This window comes from Agromyces sp. CCNWLW213 (assembly GCF_037199545.1).
In the GTDB taxonomy this organism is placed as follows: Bacteria; Actinomycetota; Actinomycetes; order Actinomycetales; family Microbacteriaceae; genus Agromyces.
Genome location: NZ_JBBBDX010000001.1, coordinates 388,044 through 411,062, shown reverse-complemented (window position 1 = coordinate 411,062; position 23,019 = coordinate 388,044). Strand labels below are relative to the sequence as shown.

The following is a 23,019-nucleotide window of genomic DNA, read 5'->3' as shown; positions in this document are numbered from 1 at the left end:
ACGTGACCCTCCGAACCATCGATTCCCTGGGTCCGCTCGCCGGCACGCGCGTCGTCGTCCGCTGCGACCTCAACGTCCCCCTGAAGGACGGGGTCATCACGGACGACGGCCGCGTGCGGGCGTCGGTCCCCACCCTCACCTCACTCGCCGAGCAGGGCGCCAAGGTGATCGTGATCTCGCACCTGGGCCGACCCGAGGGTGCCCCGGACGCGAAGTACAGCCTGGCGCCGGTCGCGGCGCGCCTCGACGAGCTGCTCGACGCACCCGTCTCGTTCGCCGCCGACACGGTCGGCGACGAGGCGGCGGCCGAGGTCGCCGCGCTGGGCGACGGTCAGGTGCTCGTGCTCGAGAACCTTCGCTTCAATCCCGGCGAGACGAGCAAGAACGAGGCCGAGCGCACCGCCTTCGCGGGTCGGCTCGCCGAGTTCGCCGACGCCGTCGTCTCCGACGGCTTCGGCGTCGTCCACCGCAAGCAGGCGAGCGTCTACGAGCTCGAGCAGCTCCGTCCGAGCGCGGCGGGACTGCTGATCGCGAACGAGCTCGAGGTGCTCGACCGGCTCACCGAGAAGCCGGAGCGACCCTACGTCGTCGTGCTCGGAGGCTCCAAGGTGTCCGACAAGCTCGGCGTCATCGAGCACCTGCTCCCGCGGGTCGACGCCCTGCTCATCGGCGGCGGCATGCTCTTCACCTTCCTTGCGGCGCAGGGACACGCGGTGGGCTCGAGCCTGCTCGAAGCCGACCAGATCGACACGGTGAAGGGCTACCTTTCGGATGCCGCGGAGCGCGGTGTCGACATCGTCCTGCCGACCGACGTGGTCGTCGCCGCCGCCTTCTCGGCCGAGGCCGAGCACCAGGTGACCGCGGCCGACGCCATCGAGCAGACGCCGTTCGGCGCGTCGGGCCTCGGCCTGGACATCGGCCCGGAGACCGCGGCCGCGTTCGCGGAGCGCATCCGCGGGGCGAAGACCGTGTTCTGGAACGGCCCGATGGGCGTGTTCGAGCTCGCCCCGTTCGCCGACGGCACGCGCGCCGTGGCATCCGCCCTCACCGAGGTCGACGGACTCAGCGTCGTCGGCGGCGGCGACTCGGCCGCGGCCGTGCGCCAGCTCGGGTTCGAGGACGACGCATTCGGACACATCTCGACGGGCGGGGGCGCGAGCCTCGAGTTCCTCGAGGGCAAGAAGCTCCCCGGACTGGAGGTCCTCGGATGGCAGTGAGCCGTACCCCGTTCATCGCGGGCAACTGGAAGATGAACCTCGATCACCTGCAGGCGATCGCGTTCGTGCAGAAGCTCGCGTGGTCGCTGGCCGACGCCAAGCACGACGTCGCCGACGCGGAGGTGGCCGTCTTCCCGCCCTTCACCGACATCCGCTCGGTGCAGACGCTCGTGTCCGCCGACGATCTGCCGATCGCCTACGGCGCGCAGGACCTTTCGCAGCACGACTCGGGTGCCTACACCGGCGAGGTCTCGGGCGCGTTCCTCGCCAAGCTCGACTGCACCTACGTCATCATCGGGCACTCCGAGCGGCGGACGCTGCACGGCGAGACCGACGCGGACGTCAACGCGAAGGTGAAGGCCGCGCACCGCCACGGGCTGGTCCCGGTGCTGTGCGTGGGCGAGACCGCCGACGACCTCGAGCAGCACGGCGCGAGCGCCGTGCCCGTCGCGCAGCTGCGCGCCGCGCTCGACGGCGTCGATTCGAACCAGGGCCTCGTCGTCGCCTACGAGCCGGTCTGGGCGATCGGGTCCGGCAAGGCCGCGACGCCCGAGCAGGCGCAGCAGGTCGCTGCGGCGCTGCGCGGTGTGCTCGCCGAGGTGGCCGGCGACGAGTCGGCCGCGTCGACGCGCATCCTGTACGGCGGATCGGTGAAGGCGGCGAACATCGCCGCCTTCCTGCGGGAGCCGGACGTCGACGGCGCACTCGTGGGCGGGGCCAGCCTCGACATCGACGAGTTCTCGAGCATCGTCCGCTTCAAGAAGCACGTCGGGGCCTGACGGCCCCAGCCGATCCCGCCGCTCCGCGTCGCCCGGCCCGCCGCCGCGCGGGGCGGGCGACGCGGACGGCTATACTCGACTGGCGGCATTCGACACTTGGTCATGCCCCGGAAAGGTTTCACCGTGGAGATTCTCCAGGTCGTCCTGCAGGTGCTGCTCGGCCTCACGAGCATCCTGCTCACGCTCCTGATCCTGCTGCACAAGGGCCGCGGCGGCGGACTGTCCGACATGTTCGGCGGCGGCGTCACCTCGAACCTCGGGGCGTCCGGGGTCGCGGAGCGCAACCTGAACCGCATCACGATCATCCTCGGACTCGTCTGGGTCACGTGCATCGTGGTGCTCGGACTCATCACGAAGTTCGACGCCGGTATCTGACGGAGGTCACCGTGGCATCAGGAAACAGCGCGATCCGGGGCTCGCGAGTCGGCTCCGGCCCCATGGGGGAGCAGGACCGCGGCTTCCACGCCGAGCGCGTGGCGGTCAGCTACTGGGACGCCCAGGGCAACGAGACGGTCCGGTACTTCGCCGCGAACCTGCCCGAGGAGGAGATCCCGGACGTCATCGACAGCCCGTCGACGGGCCTCCCGGCCGGTCGCGACAAGGACAACCCCCCGGCCGTGGCGAAGCTCGAGCCGTACAAGACGCACCTCGCGTACGTGAAGGAGCGGCGCACCGAGGAGGAGGCCGAGGCGCTCCTCGAGGAGGCGCTGCAGCAGCTGCGCCAGCGTCGCGGCACGCCGTCGAAGGACTGACGTCGGGCGAACGCACCACCACGTCGAAGGCCGCCCCGGTCCACGGGGCGGCCTTCGTCGTGTCCGGGTCGCGTCGCTCAGTACTCGCGCGCGATGAGCGCGTCGGGGACCTCCGCCGCGGCGTCCTGATCGATGAAGAACACGGTCCGTCGCCGCCCCTTGATGCCCGCGACCGGCACCTCGTCACGGCTCGCTCCGGCGAGCGCGAGTCCGAGGGCCGACGCCTTGTCGGCGCCCGCGAGGACCAGCCAGACGCGCTGCGCCGCGTTGATGACGGGTCGCGTGAGGCTGAGCCGCTCGGGCGGCGGCTTCGGCGACTCCCGCACGGGGATCACGGGACGATCGACCACCTGGATGCCCGAACGATGGGGGAAGAGCGAGGCGACGTGGCCGTCCGGTCCGACACCGAGGAAGACGATGTCGAACACGGGGTGCGGGTAGCCGCTCGCTCCGAACCGGGCGAGTTCGGCCGCGTACGTCTCGGCCGCCTCGTCGAGCGACAGGCCGCCGTCGGAGGCGGGGAACGGGTGCAGGTTCCCGGCCGGCAGCCCGAGCGAGTCGAGCAGCGCATCCTGCGACTGGCGGTCGTTCCGCTCCTCGTGGCCGGCGGGGACCCAGCGCTCGTCGCCCCACCAGAAGTGGACGCGGCCCCAGTCGATCGACTTGTGGGCCGGCGAGTCGCGCACCGCCCGGAGCACGGCGGCGCCCATGCTGCCACCCGTGAGCACCACGTGCACCACGTCCTGGTCGTCGAGCAGGTCCAGCACCTTGGTGATGAACCGGGCGGCGACCGCACCCGCGAGGGTGTCCTTGTCGGGGTGGACGAGCACGCGGCGCTCGTTCGTCATACGGTGACTCCTTCGTCGGCGTTCTCGCGGCCCGTGGCGATGAGCGACAGGCCGCTCGTGATCACCTCACCGTACAACTCATCCGGGTCGAGGCGGCGCAGCTCGTCGGCAAGGCAGTCGCGCAGGCTCCGCCGGGGGAGTGCCACGTCGTGCACGGGCTGGCCGGGCTGGCGGAGCGTGGCGACGCCGGGCTGGTCGCGGACCAGCTCGATCGTTCCCGTGGAGCGGACGAGGTGCACGCCGCGGATTCCGTGCGAGCCGTGTTCGAGGCCGACGAGCGAGCAGTCCGTGGGGGCGCCCAGCTGCATCGACAGCCATGCCGCGAGCAGCGTCGTGGACGGCGAGTCGATGGACCCCCGCACGTGCACGGAGGTCACCGGCTCGTACGGCGGCTGGTCGAGGACCGCTGCGAGCTGCGCGCGCCAGAGCGTCAGGCGGGTCCAGGCGAAGTCGGCGTCGCCCGGCTGGTAGCTCCCGGCGAGCGCGTGCAGGGCCGCCTGCGGGTCCGGCTGCGTCGACGCGTCGGTGATCCGCCGCTGCGCGATCCGGCCGAGCGGCGAGTCGCCCGGCACCGCGGGCGCTGCGCCGGGCCACCAGGTGACCACGGGCGCGTCCGGCAGGAGCAGCCCCATCACGAGGCTCTGCTCGTCCTGCGCGGCATCGCCGCGGGCACGCAGGATGATGACCTCGCTCGCCCCCGCGTCGCCGCCGACGCGGATCTCCGCGTCGAGGCGGCTGTCGTCGGTGGCGGGATCGCCGTCCTCGGGCTCCGCCGACACCACGATGACGCGCATCGGGTGCTCGCGGGACGCGTCGTTGGCGGCCTCGATGGCCTCCTCCTCGCCGTCCTGGGTGGTCGCGATGACGAGCGTGAGCACGCGTCCGAGCGCGACGACGCCGCCCTCCTCGCGGATCTTCACGAGCGTCTTGGAGACCTGGCTGGTCGTGGTCTCGGGCAGTTCGACGATCATGGGCGCCTCCAGGTGCGTCCGTCGCGGGCGAGGAGCTCGTCGGCCGACGACGGCCCCCACGATCCCGGCTTGTACTGCTCGGGCTGTCCCTGCGTGGTCCAGAACGCCTCGATCGGATCGAGGATCTTCCACGAAAGCTCGACCTCCTCCTGCCGCGGGAACAGGGGCGGATCGCCGAGCAGCACGTCGAGGATGAGTCGTTCGTACGCCTCGGGGCTCGCCTCGGTGAAGGCGTGCCCGTAGCCGAAGTCCATGGTGACGTCGCGCACCTGCATGCCGGCGCCGGGCACCTTGGAACCGAAGCGGATGGTGACGCCCTCGTCGGGCTGCACGCGGATGACGAGCGCGTTCTGACCGAGCTGCGAGGTCTGGCTGTCCGCGAACACCTGCTGCGGCGCGCGCTTGAACACCACGGCGATCTCGGTCACGCGCCGGCCGAGGCGCTTGCCCGCTCGCAGGTAGAACGGCACGCCCGCCCACCGGCGCGTGCCGATGAGCAGCTTCATGGCCGCGTAGGTCTCGGTCGTCGACTCGGGGTTCATGCCGTCCTCGTCGAGGAACCCGACGACCTTCTCGCCGCCCTGCCATCCGCCCGAGTACTGCCCGCGTGCCGTCGCCGTGGCGAGGTCGTCGGGCAGGCGCACCGCCCGGAGGATCTTCTCCTTCTCGGCGCGCAGGTCGGCGGCGTCGAACGAGATCGGCTCCTCCATGGCGGTGAGCGCGAGCAGCTGCAGCAGGTGGTTCTGGATGACGTCGCGCGCCGCGCCGATGCCGTCGTAGTACCCGGCGCGCCCGCCCACCCCGATGTCCTCGGCCATGGTGATCTGCACGTGGTCGACGAAGTTGGCGTTCCAGATCGGCTCGTACAGCTGGTTCGCGAATCGCAGCGCCAGGATGTTCTGGACCGTCTCCTTGCCGAGGTAGTGGTCGATGCGGAACACCGAGTCCGGCGGGAACACCGAGGCCACGACGTCGTTCAGCTCGATCGCGGTCTTCAGGTCGGACCCGAAGGGCTTCTCGATGACGACGCGACGCCACTGGCCGTCGCGCTGTTCGGTCAGGCCCGAGCGCTTGAGCTGCTCGGTGACGATCGGGAACGACTTCGGGGGGATCGACAGGTAGAAGGCGTGGTTGCCCATGGTGCCGCGTTCGCGGTCCAGCTCCTCGACGGTCCGGCGCAGGCGGTCGAACGCCTCGTCGTCGTCGAAGGCGCCCGGCACGAAGCGGATGCCTCGGGCGAGCTGCTGCCACACGTCCTCGCGGAACTCGGTGCGCGCGTACTGCTTCACCGAGTCGTGCACGACCTGCTCGAAGTCCTGGTCGGCCCAGTCGCGACGGGCGAACCCGACGAGGGCGAAACCGGGCGGCAGGAGTCCGCGGTTGGCGAGGTCGTACACGGCGGGCATGAGCTTCTTGCGCGACAGGTCGCCGGTGACGCCGAAGATGATGAGGCTCGACGGGCCGGCGATCCGGTTCAGGCGGTAGTCCTTGGGCGAACGCAGCGGGTTGTGCGTCGCCGTGATCTCGACCGGATGCATGTCCGCGCTCCGGATCAGCCGATCGCGGAGCGCAACGCCTGGACGTCACGGCTCGGATCGGCGAGCGTCAGCGTCAGGACGGGGCGCCCGTGCTCGGCGAGGACGGACGCGTCGCCGGAGGCCTGCGCGGCGATGAGCTCGCCGAACGTGAACGGTCGGTCGGGGATCGCGAGGTCCTCGACGGGGCGCTGCACGAGCTGCAGGAAGACGCCGTGCGCCGGTCCGCCCTTGTGGTACTGGCCGGTCGAGTGCAGGAACCGCGGACCCCAGCCGAACGTGACCGGACGGCCGCTGCGCGCGGCGAGCGCGTCGCGGAGCTCCTCGACCTCGGGGTGCGCGACCCGGTCGACGTACGCCTGCACCGACAGGTAGCCGTCGGCGGGCAGCTCCTCGAGCAGCACCTCGACGGCCGAGGCGAGGTCGCTCGCGGCGCCGATGACGTCGGGCGTGCCGCGGACCTCGATGCCGTCGGCGACGAAGGCGGCCGGGGCCGGCTCGGGACGCGCGTCGAGCAGCCCGCGCGCGGCGATCTTGGCGGACTCGACGTCGGGCTGGTCGAACGGGTTGATCCCGAGGATCCGCCCGGCGACGGCGGTGGCGTACTCCCACACGAGCAGTTGCGCGCCGAGCGTGCCAGAGACGCGGATCTCGCCGTCGGTGTCGTCGACGAACACCTCGGTGCCCGCGTCGTCGACCAGTCGCACGACCTGCACGTCGGATGCCACGTCGCGGAGCTCGGGGGCGTCGGTGCCGAGCACGACGGGCAGGATGCCCGTGCCCTGCTTGCCGGTCGACTCGGCGATGAGCTGCTCGGCCCAGTCGGCGAAGCCCACGATGTGGGTGCCGTCGGCGACGATGGCGAGCTTGTCGCGGCGGGGTTCGGTGGCCGCGATCGCGGCTCCGAGGATGAGCGCCGGGTTCTCTTCGGAGTCGATCGCGAGCGGGAGCTCGATCGCCTGCGTCTCGGCGAGCAGCTCGTCGAGGTCGACCCCTGCGAGCCCCGAGGGCACGAGGCCGAACGCGGTGAGCGCGGAGTAGCGCCCGCCCACGGTGGCATCCGCGTTGAACACCCGGTAGCCCGCGGCGCGCGCGGACTCGTCGAGCGGCGAACCCGGGTCGGTCACGACGATGATGCGCGAGGCCGGGTCGATGCCCGCGTCGCGGAACGCCTGCTCGTAGGCGCGGCGCTGCGAGTCGGTCTCGACCGTGGAGCCGGACTTCGACGACACGACGAGCGCGGAGCGGCCGATGCGGTCGCCGAGCGCAGCACGGACCTGCCCCGGCTCGGTGGAGTCGAGGACGGTGAGGTGCGCTCCGGCGGTGCGCGTGATGACCTCGGGCGCGAGCGAGGATCCGCCCATGCCGGCGAGCACGATGTGGTCGACCCCGTCGGCGCGGAGCCGGTCGCGGAGGGCGGCGATCTCGGGGAGGAGGGGACGCGAGACGGCGACCGCCTCGGTCCAGCCGAGTCGCTTCGACGCCTCGCCCTCGGCCTCGGGACCCCACAGGGTGGCATCGAGCGCCGTGATGCGCGACGCGACGCGGTCGGTGACCAGCTGGGGCACGACGCGGCGGACGGCGTCGGCGGCCGGGCCGCTGACGGAGATGCGGAAGCTCATCGGGCGGCCTCCAGTGCGGTGCGCACCGTGTCGAGCAGCTCGTGCCACGACACGATGAACTTCTCGACGCCCTCGCGCTCGAGCAGCTCGGTGACGTCGTCGTAGTCGACGCCGACGCCCGCGAGTGCGTCGAGCACGCGGCCGGCCTCGGCGTAGGCGCCGGTGACGGTGTCGCCCTCGACGACGCCGTGGTCGTACGTGGCCTCGAGGGTCTTCTCGGGCATCGTGTTCACGACGCCACGCGCGACGAGTTCCGTCACGTACAGCGTGTCGGGCAGCGCGGGGTCCTTGACGCCCGTGGAGGCCCACAGCGGCCGTTGCCGGTTCGCGCCGGCGTCGAGGAGGGCGACGGCCCGTTCGGTGGCGAACTGCTGCTGGTACAGCTCGTAGGCCAGGCGCGCGTTCGCGATGCCGGCCCGGCTCTTGAGGGCGAGCGCCTCGGGCGTGCCGATGGCCTCGAGCCGCTTGTCGATCTCGGTGTCGACGCGCGAGACGAAGAACGAGGCGACCGAGTGGATGGTCGACAGGTCGATGCCCGCGGCCTTCGCCTGCTCGAGCCCGGTCAGGTAGGCGTCGATGACCTCGCCGTACCGGTCGAGGCTGAAGATGAGCGTGACGTTGACGCTGATCCCGGCGCCGATCGCGGCCGTGATCGCGGGCAGTCCCGCCTTCGTCGCGGGGATCTTGATCATGACGTTCGGCCGGTCGACCTTCTCCCAGAGGCGGTGCGCCTCGGCGATGGTCGCGTCGGTGTCGTTCGCCAGGTCGGGGGAGACCTCGATCGACACTCGGCCGTCGTAGCCGTCGGTGCGGTCGTACACGGGGCGGAACGCGTCGGCCGCGTCGCGGACGTCGTCGGTCGTGGTCTCGAACACGGCCCGGTCGACGTCGGCGCCGTCGGCCGCGAGCGCGTGCAGCTGCTCGTGGTAGGCGTCGCCCTTGGCCAGCGCGGCGGCGAAGATGGTCGGATTGGTGGTGACGCCGACGACGTCGCGCTCGGCGATGAGGCGCTCGAGGCCGCCCGAGGCGATGCGCTCGCGGGAGAGGTCGTCGAGCCAGATGCTGACGCCGGCCGCCGAGAGGGCGGCGGTGGGGGTGTTGGTGCTCATGAGCGTGGTCTCCTTCATGCCCGGCCTCACGCGGAGGCGAGCGATTCCTTCGCGGCGGCGACGACGGCCTCGGCCGTGATCCCGAACTCGCGGAACAGGGTCTTGTAGTCGGCGGACGCGCCGAAGTGCTCGATCGACACGGCGCGGCCGCGCGTGCCGAGGTAGCGGTGCCAGGACAGCGCGAGGCCCGCCTCGACGGAGACGCGTGCGGTGACCGAGGCCGGGAGGACCGACTCGCGGTACGCCGCATCCTGCTCCTCGAACCACTCGACGCTCGGCACCGACACGACGCGCGCCTGCGTGCCCTCGGCCGCGAGCTGCTCGCGCGCCGCGAGGGCGACCTGCACCTCGGAGCCCGTGGCGAGCAGGATCACGTCGGGCTCGCCCGATGCGGCCTCCGCGAGCACGTACGCGCCCTTGGCGACGAGGGACGCCGAGGCGAGGGTGTCGCCGGATGCCGCGCCCTCGCCGCGCTCGAACACCGGGATGTTCTGGCGGGTGAGGGCGACGCCCGCGGGGCCGCCGCGGCGCTTGAGGATCTCGAGCCACGCGTACGCGGTCTCGTTCGCGTCGGCGGGGCGCACGACCGAGAGGCCGGGTATGGCGCGCAGGGTCGACAGCTGCTCGATCGGCTGGTGGGTGGGGCCGTCCTCGCCGAGTGCGACCGAGTCGTGGGTCCACACGTAGATCGACGGCACCGCCATGAGCGCCGCGAGTCGCACGGCCGGGCGCATGTAGTCGCTGAAGATGAGGAACGTGCCGCCGAACGCGCGCGTCTTGCCGTGGAGCACGATGCCGTTCACGATGGCGGCCATCGCGTGCTCGCGGATGCCGAAGTGGAGCACCCGGCCGTACCCGTCGCCGCTGAACTCGTGCGTCGAGTGCTCGGCGGGGATGAACGACGGCGCGCCGTTGATGGTCGTGAGGTTCGACTCGGCGAGGTCGGCCGAGCCGCCCCAGAGCTCAGGCAGGCGCGCGGCGAGCGCGTTGATGACCTTGCCGGATGCGGCGCGCGTGGAGACGTCCTTGCCGGGTTCGAACACCGGGAGCGCATCCTCGAGGCCCTCGGGCAGCTCGCCCGCCTCGAGACGGTCGAGGAGCGCCTTGCGCTCCGGATTCGCGTCGGCCCAGGCGTCGAACGCCTGCTGCCAGGAGGCCTTGGCCTCCGCCGCGCGGTCGCGCGCGTTGCCGCGAGTGTGCCCGATGACCTCGTCGGCGACCACGAAGTGCTGCTCCGGATCGAATCCGAGCACCTCCTTCGTGGCGGCGAGCTCGTCGGCGCCGAGGGCGGAGCCGTGGATCTTGCCGGTGTTCTGCTTGTCGGGCGCGGGCCATCCGATGATCGTCTTGAGGATGATGATCGAGGGCTTGCCCGTCTCGGCCTTCGCGGCCTCGATCGCATCGTTCAGCTCGGCGACGTCCTCGACGTACCGGCCGGACTTCTTCCAGTCGACGGTCTGCACGTGCCATCCGTACGCCTCGTAGCGCTTGGCGACGTCCTCCGTGAAGGCGATGTCGGTGTCGTCCTCGATCGAGATCTGGTTGGAGTCGTACACGACGACGAGGTTGCCGAGCTGCTGGTGGCCCGCGAGCGAGGAGGCCTCGGCCGTCACGCCCTCCTGGAGGTCGCCGTCGCTCGCGATCACGTAGACGTGGTGGTCGAACGGGCTCTCGCCGGCGGGCGCCTCGGGGTCGAAGAGGCCGCGCTCGTACCGCGACGCGTAGGCGAAGCCGACCGCGGAGGCCAGACCCTGGCCGAGCGGGCCGGTGGTGATCTCGACGCCGTCGGTGTGGCCGTACTCGGGGTGGCCAGGGGTCTTCGAGCCCCACGTGCGGAGCGCCTTCAGGTCGTCGAGTTCGAGGCCGTCGCCGGCCAGGTAGAGCTGGACGTACTGCGTGAGCGAGCTGTGGCCGGCGGACAGGATGAAGCGGTCGCGCCCGAGCCAGCCGTGGTCGGCGGGGTCGCGGCGCATGATCTTCTGGTAGAGCAGGTAGGCGACGGGCGCGAGGCTCATCGCCGTGCCGGGGTGGCCGTTGCCGACCTTCTCCACGGCGTCGGCGGCGAGCACGCGCGCCGTGTCGACCGCGCGATCGTCGATGGGGTCCCAGTGCAGAGTTGCCACGGGTTGGGGTTCCTTCCGGTCGTGACGGCGTCGGGGAGCCTCTCCATTCGGCTTCCGGACCCGCCGGGGAAACGCGACGGCGCGGTGGAGCCCGGTGACCGATCCGGTCATGCGTCAGGTGGAGTTGCACGGCGAATCCGCGCCCCGGGCGCGCTGACCTCAGTATATGGAGTCGCCCGGACTCTGTGACGGGGCTTGACGCTCCGCCGGGCGGCCGGGACGGGCCGCGGCAGCGGCGGCTTCCGCCTCGCCGGAGGCGCCGATGGCCTAGACTCGAACGGAGTGCGCGCGCCTCCCGCCCAGTCTGCGCGCGCCCGGAAGAGGAAGTTCATGCAGGCCGCACCGACCATCCCCGACGCTCGACGGACGACCACGAGCCTGCGACGCAAGGTCGCCGCGTACGTCGCCCTCACGAAGCCGAGGGTGATCGAGCTGCTGCTGGTGGTCACGGCGCCCACCATGATCCTCGCGGCCGACGGGCTGCCCGACCTCTGGCTCGTGTTCGCCACCCTCATCGGCGGCGCCATGAGCGCCGGTTCCGCGGGGGCGTTCAACTGCTACATCGATCGCGACATCGACCGGGTCATGCGGCGCACCAAGGGCCGGCCGCTCGTGACGGGCGAGCTCACCGACCGCGAGGCGCTCGTGTTCGCCTACGCGCTCGGCGCGGCATCTATCGCCTGGCTCTGGGTGTTCACCAACTGGCTCGCCGCCGCGCTGTCGCTCGCCGCGATCCTGCTCTACGTGGTCTTCTACAGCCTGATCCTCAAGCGCCGCACCGCCCAGAACATCGTGTGGGGCGGCGTCGCGGGCTGCATGCCCGTGCTCATCGGGTGGGCGGCCGTGACCGGCAGCCTCGACTGGGCGCCCTTCATCCTGTTCCTGATCATCTTCCTCTGGACCCCGCCGCACTACTGGCCGCTGTCGATGAAGTACAAGGACGACTACGCCGCGGCGGGCGTGCCCATGCTCGCGGTCGTCCGCGGGCGCGCGCAGGTCGGCCTGCAGGTGATCCTCTACGCGTGGGCGACCGTCGCCGCGACGCTGCTGCTCGTGCCGATCGCCGGCATGGGCCTGCTCTACACGTCGGTCGCGCTCGCCACCGGCGGATGGTTCATCTACGAGACGCACCGCCTCTACGGCCTCGCCATCCGCGGCGAGGAGGTCTCGCCGATGCGCGTCTTCCACGGCTCGATCGTCTACCTGTCGCTGCTCTTCCTGGCGGTCGGCATCGACCCGCTCCTGCCGTTCTGATCGGCGCGCGGTCGCCGTGGAGAGCCCGAGCACGCGGCGTGCGCGACCCCTGCCGCAGTGCCCGGCCTCGCCGAGCATGAGCGCGACGTGCTCGACCTCGTGACGGTGGGGCGGACCTGCGCCGAGATCGCCGACGCCCCGGTGGTCAGTGAGACGACGGTGAGCACGCAGGGCTCCCGGCTGCTCGCGAAGACGGGCTCGGCGGATCGCGTCGAACTCGCGCGGCTCGTCCACCGGGTCGAGCCGCGCGGCGACACGCGCCCGTGAGCGGTGTCGCGACGATCAGCGAGCGGATGCCGCGAGCTCGGCGTCCGGCGCCGTGGCATCCGTCGCCAGCGGCCGCCTGAGGTGCAGCACGAAGACCGTCATGGTCGCGGCCATGAGCGCGGCGAGGACCATGTGGATGCCGACGAGCAGCGGCGGGAGGCCGTTGCGGGCCTGGTAGAGCCCGACGGCGATCTGCACGAGCTCGACGGCGAGGAGCGCGAGGCCCCAGCCGAGCGTGGGCAGCCGGAGGCGTCGCGCCGCCGCCACGAGCACGACCGTGAGGAGCAGCAGCGCGTAGCCGGGCCAGGCGTGGACGTGCTCGAGCAGCTCGGCGTCGTACCCGGTGCGGCCGGCGTTCACGTCGCCCGAGTGCGGGCCGGACGCCGTGGTCAGCACGCCGAACACGATGGAGACCGCGAGGACGGCCGTGGTGGCGTGGGCGAGGCGGGCGTACCAGGTCGGCACGGCGAGCTCGCGCGGGCCCGGCATGGTGCGGAGCCGGACGAGGTAGGCGGCCGTGACGCACACGAGCAGGAGGGACGCGACGTAGTGGAAGCCGACGATGAACGGGTTGAGCCCGGTCCACACGGTGATTCCGCCCACGACGGCCTGGGCGACGATGCCGAGCACCACGGCGAGCGCGAGCCGCCACAGGTCGCGTCGCTCGTGGCGGAGGCGCCAGATCGAGAGCACGACGAGGAGGGCGACGATGCCCACGACGCCGGTCATGAGGCGGTTGCCGAACTCGATGACGCCGTGGATCCCCATCTCGGGCGTCGTGACCAGCGAGTCCTCGGTGCACAGCGGCCACGTGGGGCAGCCGAGGCCGGAGCCCGTGAGCCGGACGGCGCCGCCCGTGGCGATGATCACGGTCTGCGCCAGGAAGGACAGCCAGGCGACCACGCGCACCCGCCGGTCGATGCGGTCGGGGAGCCACGCGATGAAGCGGTTCACGCTCGTCGTTCCTGATCCGGGTCGCGGTGGGAGGGTACTGGGAGTCGGGACTCCGGGACCTTCGACCCTATAGACTTGATTGGTTGGCACGGTCCGGCAGACGCGCGAGGGCGCACGCGGACCCACTGCCATTGTAGGTACGCGACGAAGCCACCCGCACATCACCCCACGACTGCAGCGGCACCTCGACCGGGCGGCGGGGGTGGGCCGGACTGATATCCGGTGCGTGGGAGGAGAAGAGGGAGAGCATGACGGACGTACTCATCGACCGCCCCGAGTTGGAGGGGCTCGGCACGTACGAGTTCGGCTGGTCCGACTCCGACGTGGCCGGCGCATCCGCTCGACGCGGCGTCTCGCCCGAGGTGGTGGCCGACATCTCGCGGCTGAAGGACGAGCCCGAGTGGATGCTGCAGCGCCGCATGCGCGCCCTCCAGCTGTTCGACCGCAAGCCGATGCCGTCCTGGGGCGCCGATCTCTCGGCGATCGACTTCGAGAACATCAAGTACTTCGTCCGTTCCACCGAGAAGCAGGCCCAGACCTGGGAGGACCTGCCCGAGGACATCCGCAACACCTACGAGCGCCTCGGCATCCCCGAGGCCGAGCGTCAGCGCCTCGTCGCCGGCGTCGCCGCGCAGTACGAGTCGGAGGTCGTGTACCACCAGATCCGCGAGGACCTGGAGGAGCAGGGCGTCATCTTCCTCGACACCGACACGGCGCTGAAGGAGCACCCCGAGATCTTCGAGGAGTACTTCGGCACCGTGATCCCGGCGGGCGACAACAAGTTCGCGGCCCTGAACACGGCGGTGTGGTCGGGTGGCTCGTTCGTCTACGTGCCGAAGGGCGTGCACGTCGAGATCCCGCTGCAGGCCTACTTCCGGATCAACACCGAGAACATGGGCCAGTTCGAGCGCACGCTGATCATCGCCGACGAGGACAGCTACGTGCACTACATCGAGGGCTGCACGGCGCCGATCTACAAGTCCGACTCGCTGCACTCGGCCGTCGTCGAGATCATCGTCAAGAAGAACGCCCGCGTGCGCTACACGACGATCCAGAACTGGTCGAACAACGTCTACAACCTCGTGACGAAGCGCGCGGTGGCCCACGAGGGCGCCACCATGGAATGGGTCGACGGCAACATCGGCTCGAAGGTCACCATGAAGTACCCGTCGATCTTCCTCATGGGCGAGCACGCCAAGGGCGAGACCCTCTCGGTCGCCTTCGCCGGCCCGGGCCAGCACCAGGACGCCGGCGCCAAGATGATCCACATGGCGCCGTACACCCAGTCGTCGATCGTCTCCAAGTCGATCGCCCGCGGCGGCGGCCGTGCGGGCTACCGCGGCGAGGTGCGGGTCGACGCGAACGCGCACCACTCGGCCAACACCGTGCGCTGCGACGCGCTGCTGGTCGACACCATCTCGCGCTCCGACACCTACCCGGCGATCGACATCCGCGTCGACGACGTGCAGCTCGGCCACGAGGCGACGGTCTCGAAGGTCAGCGAGGAGCAGCTGTTCTACCTCATGTCGCGCGGCATCGCCGAGGACGAGGCCATGGCGATGATCGTGCGCGGCTTCATCGAGCCGATCGCGCGAGAGCTGCCCATGGAGTACGCGATGGAACTCAACAAGCTCATCGAGATGGGCATGGAAGGATCGGTCGGCTAGGGATGACCGTCGCAACGCAGAGCACCGCTATGCCCACCGCCGATCAGCACGGCTTCCGACCGCACTCCGACGGCGCCGTCGTGCCCGTGCAGACCCGGTCCGAGCGCTTCCGCTCGACCGACGTCGCCGACTTCGCCCCCGTCACCGGTCGGGAGCACGAGTGGAAGTACTCGCCCGTCGCCGCGTTCGCCGACCTCACCTCCGGTGAGCTCGACGGCTCCCGGCTCCAGGTGTCGTCGACGGATGCCACGGGCGTGGCCCTCTCCTGGATCCCGCGCGACGACGAGCGCATCGGCACGGCCGGCCTGCCGGAGGACCGCGCGGCCGCGAACGCCTGGTCGAGCTTCGGCGAGGCGCTGCTCGTGTCCGTCACGGGCGAGGAGGCGAAGACCGTCACGGTGACCCGCTCGGGCCTCGGCTCGGCGCCCCGCGCCGCGCACACGGTCATCGAGGCCGCCCCGAACAGCCGGGCGCTCGTCGTGCTGCGCGGGATCGACGACGCACGGCTCGCCGAGAACGTCGAGATCCTGGTGGGCGAGGGGGCCAACCTCACCGTCGTCTCACTGCAGGAGTGGACCGACGACTCGGTGCACCTCGCGAACCACTTCGCGCGCATCGCCCGCGACGCCAAGCTCAAGCACATCGTCGTCTCGCTGGGCGGCCGGGTCGTGCGGGTCAACCCGTCGACGCACCTCGCCGAACAGGGCGGCGACGTCGAGGCGCTCGGACTCTACTTCTCCGACGCCGGGCAGCACCTCGAGCAGCAGGTGTTCGTGCACCACGACGCCCCGCACACCCGCTCGCGCGTCACCTACAAGGGCGCGCTGCAGGGCGAGGGTGCGCGGAGCGTGTGGATCGGCGACGTCCTCATCGGCAACGCGGCGACCGGCACCGACAGCTACGAGCAGAACCGCAACCTGGTCCTCACCGACGGCACGCGCGCCGACTCCGTCCCGAACCTCGAGATCGAGACCGGCGACATCGAGGGCGCCGGGCACGCGTCGGCCACGGGCCGCTTCGACGACGAGCAGCTGTTCTACCTCCAGGCACGCGGCATCCCCGAGGGGGAGGCGCGTCGCCTGGTCGTCCGCGGGTTCCTCGCCGAGGTCGTCCAGCAGATCGGCGACGCCGAACTCGAGGAGCGCCTGATGTCGGCGCTCGAAGCCGAACTCCAGGGGAGCTGACGTGGCATCCACTCGCGTGTGCGGGGTCGACGACCTCGCCGTCAATGAGGCCCAGCGGTTCGTGGTCGACGGCGTGCCCATCGCCGTCGTGAAGGACGCCGCGGGCGACATCTTCGCCATCGGGGACACGTGCACGCACGGCGACATCTCGCTCTCCGAGGGGTTCGTCGAGGACGACACGCTCGAATGCTGGGCGCACGGCTCCAAGTTCTCCCTCCTCACCGGAAAGCCGCTCACGCTCCCCGCGTACGAGCCGGTGCCCGTCTTCAAGGTCGAGATCACCGACGGGGGCGTCCACATCGACCCCGAGGTGAAGCTCCCCGCCTGACCTCCCCGACCCATTCGACTTCCGGCCCGAGGGCCGGCACCAACGAAAGAGACCACCGAATCACCATGTCCGTGCTCGAGATCAAGAACCTCCACGTCAACGTCGAGACCGACCAGGGGACCCGCGAGATCCTCCGCGGCGTCGACCTCACCATCAACGAGGGCGAGATCCACGCCGTCATGGGCCCCAACGGCTCCGGCAAGTCGACGCTCGCCTACACGATCGCCGGCCACCCGAAGTACACCGTGGTCCAGGGCGAGATCCTCCTCGACGGCGAGAGCGTGCTCGAGATGTCGGTCGACGAGCGGGCGCGCGCGGGGCTCTTCCTCGCGATGCAGTATCCCGTCGAGATCCCCGGCGTCACCGTCACCAACTTCCTCCGCACCGCCAAGACCGCGATCGACGGGCAGGCCCCCGCCATCCGCTCGTGGGTCAAGGACGTGCGCACGTCGATGGACAACCTCCGCATGGACACGGCGTTCGCCGAGCGCAACGTCAACGAGGGCTTCTCGGGCGGCGAGAAGAAGCGCAACGAGATCCTCCAGCTCGAGCTGCTGAAGCCGCGCTTCGCGGTGCTCGACGAGACCGACTCGGGCCTCGACGTCGACGCGCTCAAGGTCGTGTCGGAGGGCGTGAACCGCGCGAAGGCGAACACCGGCCTCGGTATCCTGCTCATCACGCACTACACGCGCATCCTGCGCTACATCAAGCCGGACTTCGTGCACGTGTTCGTCGCGGGCCGGATCGCCGAGCAGGGCGGCCCCGAACTCGCCGACCGCCTCGAGGACGAGGGCTACGACCGCTACCACGTGGCCGAGCCCGCCGCCCAGTAGGCGCCGGTAGGATCGAAGCATGGTCACCTCACTCGCCCCGGAGCGCTACGACCAGATCAGCGAGGCGCTGAAGGACGTCGTCGACCCCGAGCTCGGCGTGAACATCGTCGACCTCGGACTCATCTACGACCTCAGCTGGGATGACGAGAACGATGCACTCGTGATCCACATGACGCTCACGAGCGCCGGCTGCCCCCTCACCGACGTCATCGAGGAGCAGACCGCCGAGTCGCTCGACGGCGTGGTCGAGCGCTTCCGCATCAACTGGGTGTGGATGCCGCCGTGGGGCCCCGAGCGGATCACCGACGACGGCCGCGACATGATGCGCGCGCTCGGCTTCGCGATCTGATCCCACCGACTCGCATCGGCCCGTTCCGCAGCTGCGGAACGGGCCGATCGTCGTTTCAGGAGATCGGTGGAGCGCCCTCGGTCCGCGCCTCGGCGGCGGCGATCGCCGCCGCCGCGCCGATCAGCGTGAGGTGGCTGAAGGCCTGCGGGAAGTTGCCGACCTGGCGCCGGCGGCCCACGTCGTACTCCTCGGCGAGCAGTCCCAGGTCGTTCGACAGCGCCAGCAGGCGCTCGAAGAGCCGGCGGGCCTCGCCCACGCGGCCGTTCAGGGCGAGCGCGTTCGCAAGCCAGAACGAGCAGGCGAGGAACTGCCCTTCGTCGCCGGCGAGGCCGTCGTCGGTCTGCGCGGTCGAGTAGCGCGACACGAACCCGTCCCGGCCGAGCTCATCGGCGACGGCGTCGATCGTGCCGGTGACCCGCGGATCGTCGCCCGGCAGGAAGCCGACGATCGGAATGAGCAGGACGCTCGCGTCGAGCTCGATCGAGCCGTAGTACTGGGTGAACGTCCCGCGGGCCACGTCGAATCCGCGGTCGCACACCTCGCGATGGACCTCGTCGCGCACGCCGCGCCAGCGGTCGATCGGGCCGGCGAGGCCGTGGCGTTCCGCGAGGCGCACGGCGCGGTCGAAGACGACCCAGGCCATCACCTTCGACTGGACGAAGTGCCGCCTCGGTCCGCGCGTCTCCCAGATGCCGTCGTCCGGCTCCCGCCAGACCGTCTCGACGTACTCGATCAGGGTGCGCCACCGGTCCCAGTGCTCCGGACGCCGGTCGCCGAGCGCCTCCCATCCCCGGAACAGCACGGCGGCGACCTCGCCGTACACGTCGAGCTGGAACTGCTCCGACGCCGCGTTCCCCACCCGGACGGGTCGTGAGCCCTCGTACCCCGGCAGGTGGTCGAGCTCGAACTCCGTCAGGCGCCGCGCGCCGTCGATCCCGTACATGATCTGCATCTTGGACGGGTCACCGGTGCCGACGATCCCCATGAAATCGCGGAAGGCGAGGGTCTCGTCGGTGTAGCCGCCGAGGATCAGCGCCTCGAGCGCCAGTACCGAGTCGCGGAGCCAGCAGTACCGGTAGTCCCAGTTCCGCTCGCCGCCGAGGTCCTCCGGCAGCGAGGTGGTGGGCGCGGCGACCACGCCGCCCGTGCGCTCGTGCGTCATGGCCTTGAGGACGATGAGCGAGGTCAGGACCTGGTCGCGGTACGGTCCGTCGTACGTGCACCTTCCGCTCCACTCCTGCCACCACGCCTGGGTGCGAGCGAGCGCGGAATCCGCGTCCTCGACGGGCGGTGCCGGGTCGAACGAGGAATGCCACGTGAGCGCGAACCGTCGTCGATGGCCCTCGCCGATCGTGAAGACGGAGGAGATCGTTCCCGCGCCGAGCTCCACGGGCATCGCCGTCGTGAGTCGGAACGTGTCGGGCCCGGCGGTCGCCCGCGCACCGTCGGGCGTGAGCTCGGTCCACGGCGCGATCGTCGCGTAGTCCGGTCGGAGCACGAGGTGCATGCGCATCTCGATCCGGCCGCGGATCCCCTCGACGATGCGCATCAGCCGGGGCGGACCGTCGCCGCGACGCGGCATGAAGTCGATCACGCGGGCGGCCCCGTCCGGGGTCTCGAACTCCGTCTCGAGGATCAGCGTGCCGGGCCGGTACCGCCGGGCGGTGCGCACGACCGCGTCGCCTCCGGGCGCGATGATCCAGCGCCCGTGCCGCTCGTCGCCGAGCAGGGCGGTGAAGCAGGACGGCGAGTCGAACCGGGGCAGGCAGAGCCAGTCCACGGAGCCGTCGCGACCGACGAGCGCCGCGGTCTGCAGGTCGCCGATGAGCGCGTAGTCCTCGATGTGCACGGATGCCTCCCCTGTGGCCCAGCGGCGCGGGGCGATCGTCACCGAGTCTGCGCGGGAGCGCGTGTCGTCGGCGGGACCAAGGTCACGCGCACGCGCGCCGTGCGCGGCTCACCACTCGTCGTCGGCCGTTGCCGCGTCGGGGCCGGGCGGGAGGACGGTGGTCACGACGGTGCCGTCGTCGAGCTCGGCGATCGGGCGACCCTCGAGCCAGGTCAGCGTCCACTGTCGTCTGGCGCCGTCGGCGACCCTCGACTCCGCCGTCGCGATGAGCGGGCGCAGCTCGGCGGGCACGGATGCGGGCGGCTCCGCGCCGAACTCCCATCGGGTGCCGAGTCGCATCAGAGGTCCATCTCGAACGCGATGCCGGGGTTGCGCCGCGCGACCTCGTCGGAGACGCGGATGCCGTCCTGGTCCCGCGGGTCGGCGGACCAGCTGACGCGCGTGGCGTGCAGCTCGCCGGCGCGCTCGCGCACGGTCGCGAGCAGCTGCCGGGCGACGCCGTTGCCTCGGTGCGCCTCGTCGACGTACAGGTCGTCGACGACGAGGCCCACGCTCGCGTCGACGGTGCGCGGCTCGGGGTGGTAGTGCACGAGGCCCACCGGGGCTCCCTCGGCGTCGACCGCCACGATCCCGCGGAGCGCGCTGCGCGGGTCCTGGATCCAGCTCCACACGATGAGCGCCTTGGTGTCGTCGAGCGCCGCGCCGCGCGCTCGGCAATAGGCGTCGAAGAGCGGCAGCCATCCGAAGAAGTCGCCGTCTCGGACGTCGCGGATCGTCACGCTCATGCGCTGGCCTCCTCAGCCGGGATATCGAGCACGACCTCGCGCACCTCGAGCGCCTCGGCCGTGTCGAAGTGGAGCTCGGCGATGCGGCCGACGGCGCGGAGGTCGCCTTCGGCGGACGCGAGCAGGGTCGCCGCCGGCTCCGGCGCCGCGATGACGGCCCGCGCGACGGGCGTCTTCTGCGACGCCTTCGCGTCGGTCTTGGCGCGGCGGATGCCGGTGAGCGCGAGGCTCGCGAGCTCGAGCAGTTCGACGCCCGCCTCGCCGCGGGCGGCGAGCTCGTCGACGGTCGGCCACGGCGCGACGTGCACCGAGCCCTCGTGGGACCAACTCCACGCCTCCTCGGCGGCGAACGGGATGACCGGCGCGAACAGGCGCAGCAGGACGCTGAGGGCCGTCTTCAGCGCGGCCACCGCCGAGGCCTGCTCGGGGCTCGGCTCGCCGTAGGCGCGCTCCTTGACGAGTTCGAGGTAGTCGTCGCAGAAGGTCCAGAAGAACGTCTCGGTCAACTCGAGCGCGCGGGCGTGGTCGTACGACTCGAGCGCGCGCGTCGCCTGCTCGACCACCGTGGCCAGCCCGGCCAGCATGCTGCGGTCGACGGGCACCGTCACCGCGGCGTCCGCGGCGCCCTCGAAGCCGAGGATGAACTTCGCGGCGTTCAGGACCTTGATGGCCAGGCGGCGACCGATCTTGACCTGCGTCGGGTTCTGCGGGTCGAAGGCCGCGTCGGTGCCGAGGCGCGAGGAGGCCGCCCAGTAGCGGACCGCGTCGGAGCCGTGCTGCTCGAGCAGTCCGGCCGGCGTGACGACGTTGCCCTTCGACTTCGACATCTTCTTGCGGTCGGGGTCGACGATGAAGCCCGAGATCGCGGCGTTGCCCCACGGCGCGACGCCGTGCTCGAGCTCGGCGCGGAGCGCGGTCGAGAACAGCCAGGTGCGGATGATGTCCTGGCCCTGCGGACGCAGCGAGTAGGGGAAGACCAGGTCGAACAGCTCGGGGTCGCGCTCCCAGCCGCCCGCGAGCTGCGGGGTGAGCGACGAGGTCGCCCAGGTGTCCATGATGTCGTGCTCGCCGACGAAGCCGCCGGGCTCGCCCCGCTGCGACTCGTCGTAGCCCGGTGCGGGCGCCGACGAGGGGTCGACGGGCAGCATCTCGCGGGTCGCCACGATCGGCTGGTCGTAGACCGGTTCGCCGTCGGCGTCGACCGGGTACCACACGGGGATCGGCACGCCGAAGAACCGCTGGCGCGAGATGAGCCAATCGCCGGAGAGCCCGCCGACCCAGTTCTCGTAGCGCACGCGCATGAAGTCGGGGTGCCAGCCGATCTCGCGCCCGCGGTCGACGAGCCGCTGCCGCAGGCCCTCGTCGCGCGCGCCGTTGACGATGTACCACTGGCGCGTCGACACGATCTCGAGCGGGCGGTCGCCCTTCTCGTAGAACTTGACCGGGTGGGTGATGGCCTTCGGGTCGGCGAGCAGGTCGCCCGACTCGCGGAGCAGCTCGACCACCGCCTGCTTCGCGGAGAACGCGGTCTTGCCGGCGAGCTTCGCGTACGCCTCGCGGCCGGACTCGGACGTGATCGCCTCGGGCGCCTCGGCGAGGACGCGGCCGTCGAACCCGATGATGGCGCGGTTGGGCAGGTCGAGCTCGCGCCACCATACGACGTCGGTCACATCGCCGAACGTGCAGATCATGGCGATGCCCGTGCCCTTGTCCTTCTGGGCCAGGTGGTGCGCCACGACGGGCACCTCGACGCCGAACACCGGCGTCGTGACCGTCGTGCCGAAGAGCGGCTGGTACCGCTCGTCGTCGGGGTGCGCCACGAGCGCGACGCACGCCGGGATCAGCTCCGGCCGGCTCGTCTCGATCTCGACGTGACCGCCGGCGGGCTTGTGGAAGGCGACGCGATGGTAGTGCCCGGGCTGCTCGCGGTCCTCGAGCTCGGCCTGCGCGACGGCCGTGCGGAAGGTGACGTCCCACAGGGTGGGCGCGAGCGCCTGGTACGCCTCGCCGCGCTCGACGTTGCGGATGAAGGCGAGCTGGGAGGTGAACAGCGCCTCGTCGGCGATGGTGCGGTAGGTCTGCGTCCAGTCGACGGACAGGCCGAGCGTGCGCCAGAGCGCCTCGAACTGCTGCTCGTCCTCGGCCGTGAGGCGCTCGCAGAGCTCGATGAAGTTGCGGCGGCTGATCGGCACCTGGTCGGCCGGCTTGATGGTCTTGCCCTCGGTGCCCTCGAACGGCGGGGTGAAGTCGGGGTCGTAGGGGAGCGACGGGTCGCAGCGCACGCCGTAGTAGTTCTGCACCCGGCGCTCGGTGGGCAGGCCGTTGTCGTCCCAGCCCATGGGGTAGAAGACGCACCGCCCGCGCATGCGCTGGAACCGCGCCATGACGTCGGTGTGGGTGTACGAGAAGACATGGCCGATGTGCAGCGACCCGGAGGCGGTGGGCGGTGGCGTGTCGATCGAGTAGATCGCCTCGCGCGTCGCGCCCTCGCGGTCGAACCGGTAGGTGCCGTCGGATTCCCAGACATCGCCCCACTTGGATTCGAGGCCCTCGAGAGCGGGCTTGTCGGGGATGCGCGCAGTGTCGGTCATGA

At 71.2% G+C, this 23,019-nt stretch carries 22 protein-coding genes; 11 read left to right on the top strand and 11 right to left on the bottom strand.

Going from position 1 to position 23,019, the window contains the following annotated elements:
• Positions 1–2: 2 nt before the first annotated feature.
• From WBQ80_RS01965 to WBQ80_RS01950, 4 genes are all read left to right on the top strand, one after another.
• Entirely contained in the window at positions 3–1,217 is a 1,215-nt protein-coding gene (locus tag WBQ80_RS01965; protein ID WP_336572690.1) for a phosphoglycerate kinase, read from the top strand.
• Positions 1,208–1,996 carry a triose-phosphate isomerase gene (tpiA, locus tag WBQ80_RS01960; protein ID WP_336572691.1) on the top strand — a complete coding sequence of 263 codons (789 nt, stop codon included), beginning with the start codon at positions 1,208–1,210 and terminating at the stop codon, positions 1,994–1,996. Before WBQ80_RS01965 ends, tpiA begins: the two co-directional genes overlap by 10 nt.
• 123 nt (positions 1,997–2,119) lie before the next feature.
• Complete coding sequence (gene secG, locus WBQ80_RS01955; protein WP_067947350.1) at positions 2,120–2,371, top strand: preprotein translocase subunit SecG; 252 nt, start codon at positions 2,120–2,122, stop codon at positions 2,369–2,371.
• Positions 2,372–2,382: 11 nt separating this feature from the next.
• A complete protein-coding gene (locus WBQ80_RS01950; protein WP_336572692.1) occupies positions 2,383–2,748 on the top strand; it encodes an RNA polymerase-binding protein RbpA in 366 nt (121 codons plus the stop codon).
• A 77-nt stretch (positions 2,749–2,825) separates the two neighbouring features.
• Here the strand turns inward: WBQ80_RS01950 and pgl are convergent, their stop codons facing one another.
• The 6 genes from pgl to tkt are packed head-to-tail and all read right to left on the bottom strand — an operon-like array spanning position 2,826 to position 10,956.
• Positions 2,826–3,596, bottom strand: coding sequence for a 6-phosphogluconolactonase (pgl, locus tag WBQ80_RS01945; RefSeq protein ID WP_336572693.1), 771 nt, complete (start codon positions 3,594–3,596; stop codon positions 2,826–2,828).
• Positions 3,593–4,567 carry a glucose-6-phosphate dehydrogenase assembly protein OpcA gene (locus WBQ80_RS01940; protein ID WP_336572694.1) on the bottom strand — a complete coding sequence of 325 codons (975 nt, stop codon included), beginning with the start codon at positions 4,565–4,567 and terminating at the stop codon, positions 3,593–3,595. Before WBQ80_RS01940 ends, pgl begins: the two co-directional genes overlap by 4 nt.
• Positions 4,564–6,105 carry a glucose-6-phosphate dehydrogenase gene (gene zwf, locus WBQ80_RS01935; protein WP_336572695.1) on the bottom strand — a complete coding sequence of 514 codons (1,542 nt, stop codon included), beginning with the start codon at positions 6,103–6,105 and terminating at the stop codon, positions 4,564–4,566. Before zwf ends, WBQ80_RS01940 begins: the two co-directional genes overlap by 4 nt.
• A gap of 14 nt (positions 6,106–6,119) precedes the next feature.
• Positions 6,120–7,724 carry a glucose-6-phosphate isomerase gene (locus WBQ80_RS01930; protein ID WP_336572696.1) on the bottom strand — a complete coding sequence of 535 codons (1,605 nt, stop codon included), beginning with the start codon at positions 7,722–7,724 and terminating at the stop codon, positions 6,120–6,122.
• Positions 7,721–8,833 (bottom strand): transaldolase, encoded by a 1,113-nt coding sequence (tal, locus tag WBQ80_RS01925; protein ID WP_336572697.1) that lies wholly within the window; start codon positions 8,831–8,833, stop codon positions 7,721–7,723. Before tal ends, WBQ80_RS01930 begins: the two co-directional genes overlap by 4 nt.
• A gap of 26 nt (positions 8,834–8,859) precedes the next feature.
• The gene (tkt, locus tag WBQ80_RS01920) at positions 8,860–10,956 is read right to left on the bottom strand and encodes a transketolase (RefSeq protein ID WP_337282447.1); all 2,097 of its coding nucleotides are present in this window, start codon (positions 10,954–10,956) and stop codon (positions 8,860–8,862) included.
• A gap of 330 nt (positions 10,957–11,286) precedes the next feature.
• Between tkt and WBQ80_RS01915 the strand changes: the two genes are divergently transcribed.
• On the top strand, positions 11,287–12,210 hold the full coding sequence (locus WBQ80_RS01915; protein WP_336570149.1) for a heme o synthase: 924 nt from the start codon (positions 11,287–11,289) through the stop codon (positions 12,208–12,210).
• A 57-nt stretch (positions 12,211–12,267) separates the two neighbouring features.
• Entirely contained in the window at positions 12,268–12,477 is a 210-nt protein-coding gene (locus tag WBQ80_RS01910) for a helix-turn-helix transcriptional regulator (protein WP_336570150.1), read from the top strand.
• 15 nt (positions 12,478–12,492) lie between these two features.
• Here the strand turns inward: WBQ80_RS01910 and WBQ80_RS01905 are convergent, their stop codons facing one another.
• Positions 12,493–13,431 (bottom strand): COX15/CtaA family protein, encoded by a 939-nt coding sequence (locus tag WBQ80_RS01905; RefSeq protein ID WP_336570151.1) that lies wholly within the window; start codon positions 13,429–13,431, stop codon positions 12,493–12,495.
• Positions 13,432–13,679: 248 nt separating this feature from the next.
• Here WBQ80_RS01905 and sufB point away from each other — a divergent pair, with 248 nt between their 5' ends.
• The 5 genes from sufB to WBQ80_RS01880 all read left to right on the top strand — a co-directional run bounded on the left by sufB (position 13,680) and on the right by WBQ80_RS01880 (position 17,792).
• Complete coding sequence (sufB, locus tag WBQ80_RS01900) at positions 13,680–15,098, top strand: Fe-S cluster assembly protein SufB (protein WP_336570152.1); 1,419 nt, start codon at positions 13,680–13,682, stop codon at positions 15,096–15,098.
• 29 nt (positions 15,099–15,127) lie between these two features.
• Positions 15,128–16,282, top strand: a complete 1,155-nt coding sequence (sufD, locus tag WBQ80_RS01895) for a Fe-S cluster assembly protein SufD (RefSeq protein WP_336570153.1) — start codon at positions 15,128–15,130, stop codon at positions 16,280–16,282.
• 1 nt (position 16,283) lies between these two features.
• Positions 16,284–16,610: a non-heme iron oxygenase ferredoxin subunit gene (locus WBQ80_RS01890; RefSeq protein ID WP_336570154.1), complete on the top strand. Its 327-nt coding sequence runs from the start codon at positions 16,284–16,286 to the stop codon at positions 16,608–16,610.
• A gap of 65 nt (positions 16,611–16,675) precedes the next feature.
• A complete protein-coding gene (sufC, locus tag WBQ80_RS01885) occupies positions 16,676–17,443 on the top strand; it encodes a Fe-S cluster assembly ATPase SufC (protein ID WP_336570155.1) in 768 nt (255 codons plus the stop codon).
• A gap of 19 nt (positions 17,444–17,462) precedes the next feature.
• Positions 17,463–17,792: a metal-sulfur cluster assembly factor gene (locus tag WBQ80_RS01880; protein WP_336570156.1), complete on the top strand. Its 330-nt coding sequence runs from the start codon at positions 17,463–17,465 to the stop codon at positions 17,790–17,792.
• Between the two features lie 55 nt (positions 17,793–17,847).
• Here the strand turns inward: WBQ80_RS01880 and WBQ80_RS01875 are convergent, their stop codons facing one another.
• The 4 genes from WBQ80_RS01875 to valS form a co-directional block, all read right to left on the bottom strand.
• Entirely contained in the window at positions 17,848–19,683 is a 1,836-nt protein-coding gene (locus tag WBQ80_RS01875) for a glycoside hydrolase family 15 protein (protein WP_336570157.1), read from the bottom strand.
• A gap of 66 nt (positions 19,684–19,749) precedes the next feature.
• On the bottom strand, positions 19,750–19,980 hold the full coding sequence (locus WBQ80_RS01870; RefSeq protein ID WP_336570158.1) for a hypothetical protein: 231 nt from the start codon (positions 19,978–19,980) through the stop codon (positions 19,750–19,752).
• The gene (locus tag WBQ80_RS01865; RefSeq protein ID WP_336570159.1) at positions 19,980–20,426 is read right to left on the bottom strand and encodes a GNAT family N-acetyltransferase; all 447 of its coding nucleotides are present in this window, start codon (positions 20,424–20,426) and stop codon (positions 19,980–19,982) included. The genes WBQ80_RS01870 and WBQ80_RS01865 overlap by 1 nt, the downstream gene beginning before the upstream one ends.
• Positions 20,423–23,017 carry a valine--tRNA ligase gene (gene valS / locus WBQ80_RS01860; protein ID WP_336570160.1) on the bottom strand — a complete coding sequence of 865 codons (2,595 nt, stop codon included), beginning with the start codon at positions 23,015–23,017 and terminating at the stop codon, positions 20,423–20,425. Before valS ends, WBQ80_RS01865 begins: the two co-directional genes overlap by 4 nt.
• Between the last annotated feature and the right edge of the window lie 2 nt (positions 23,018–23,019).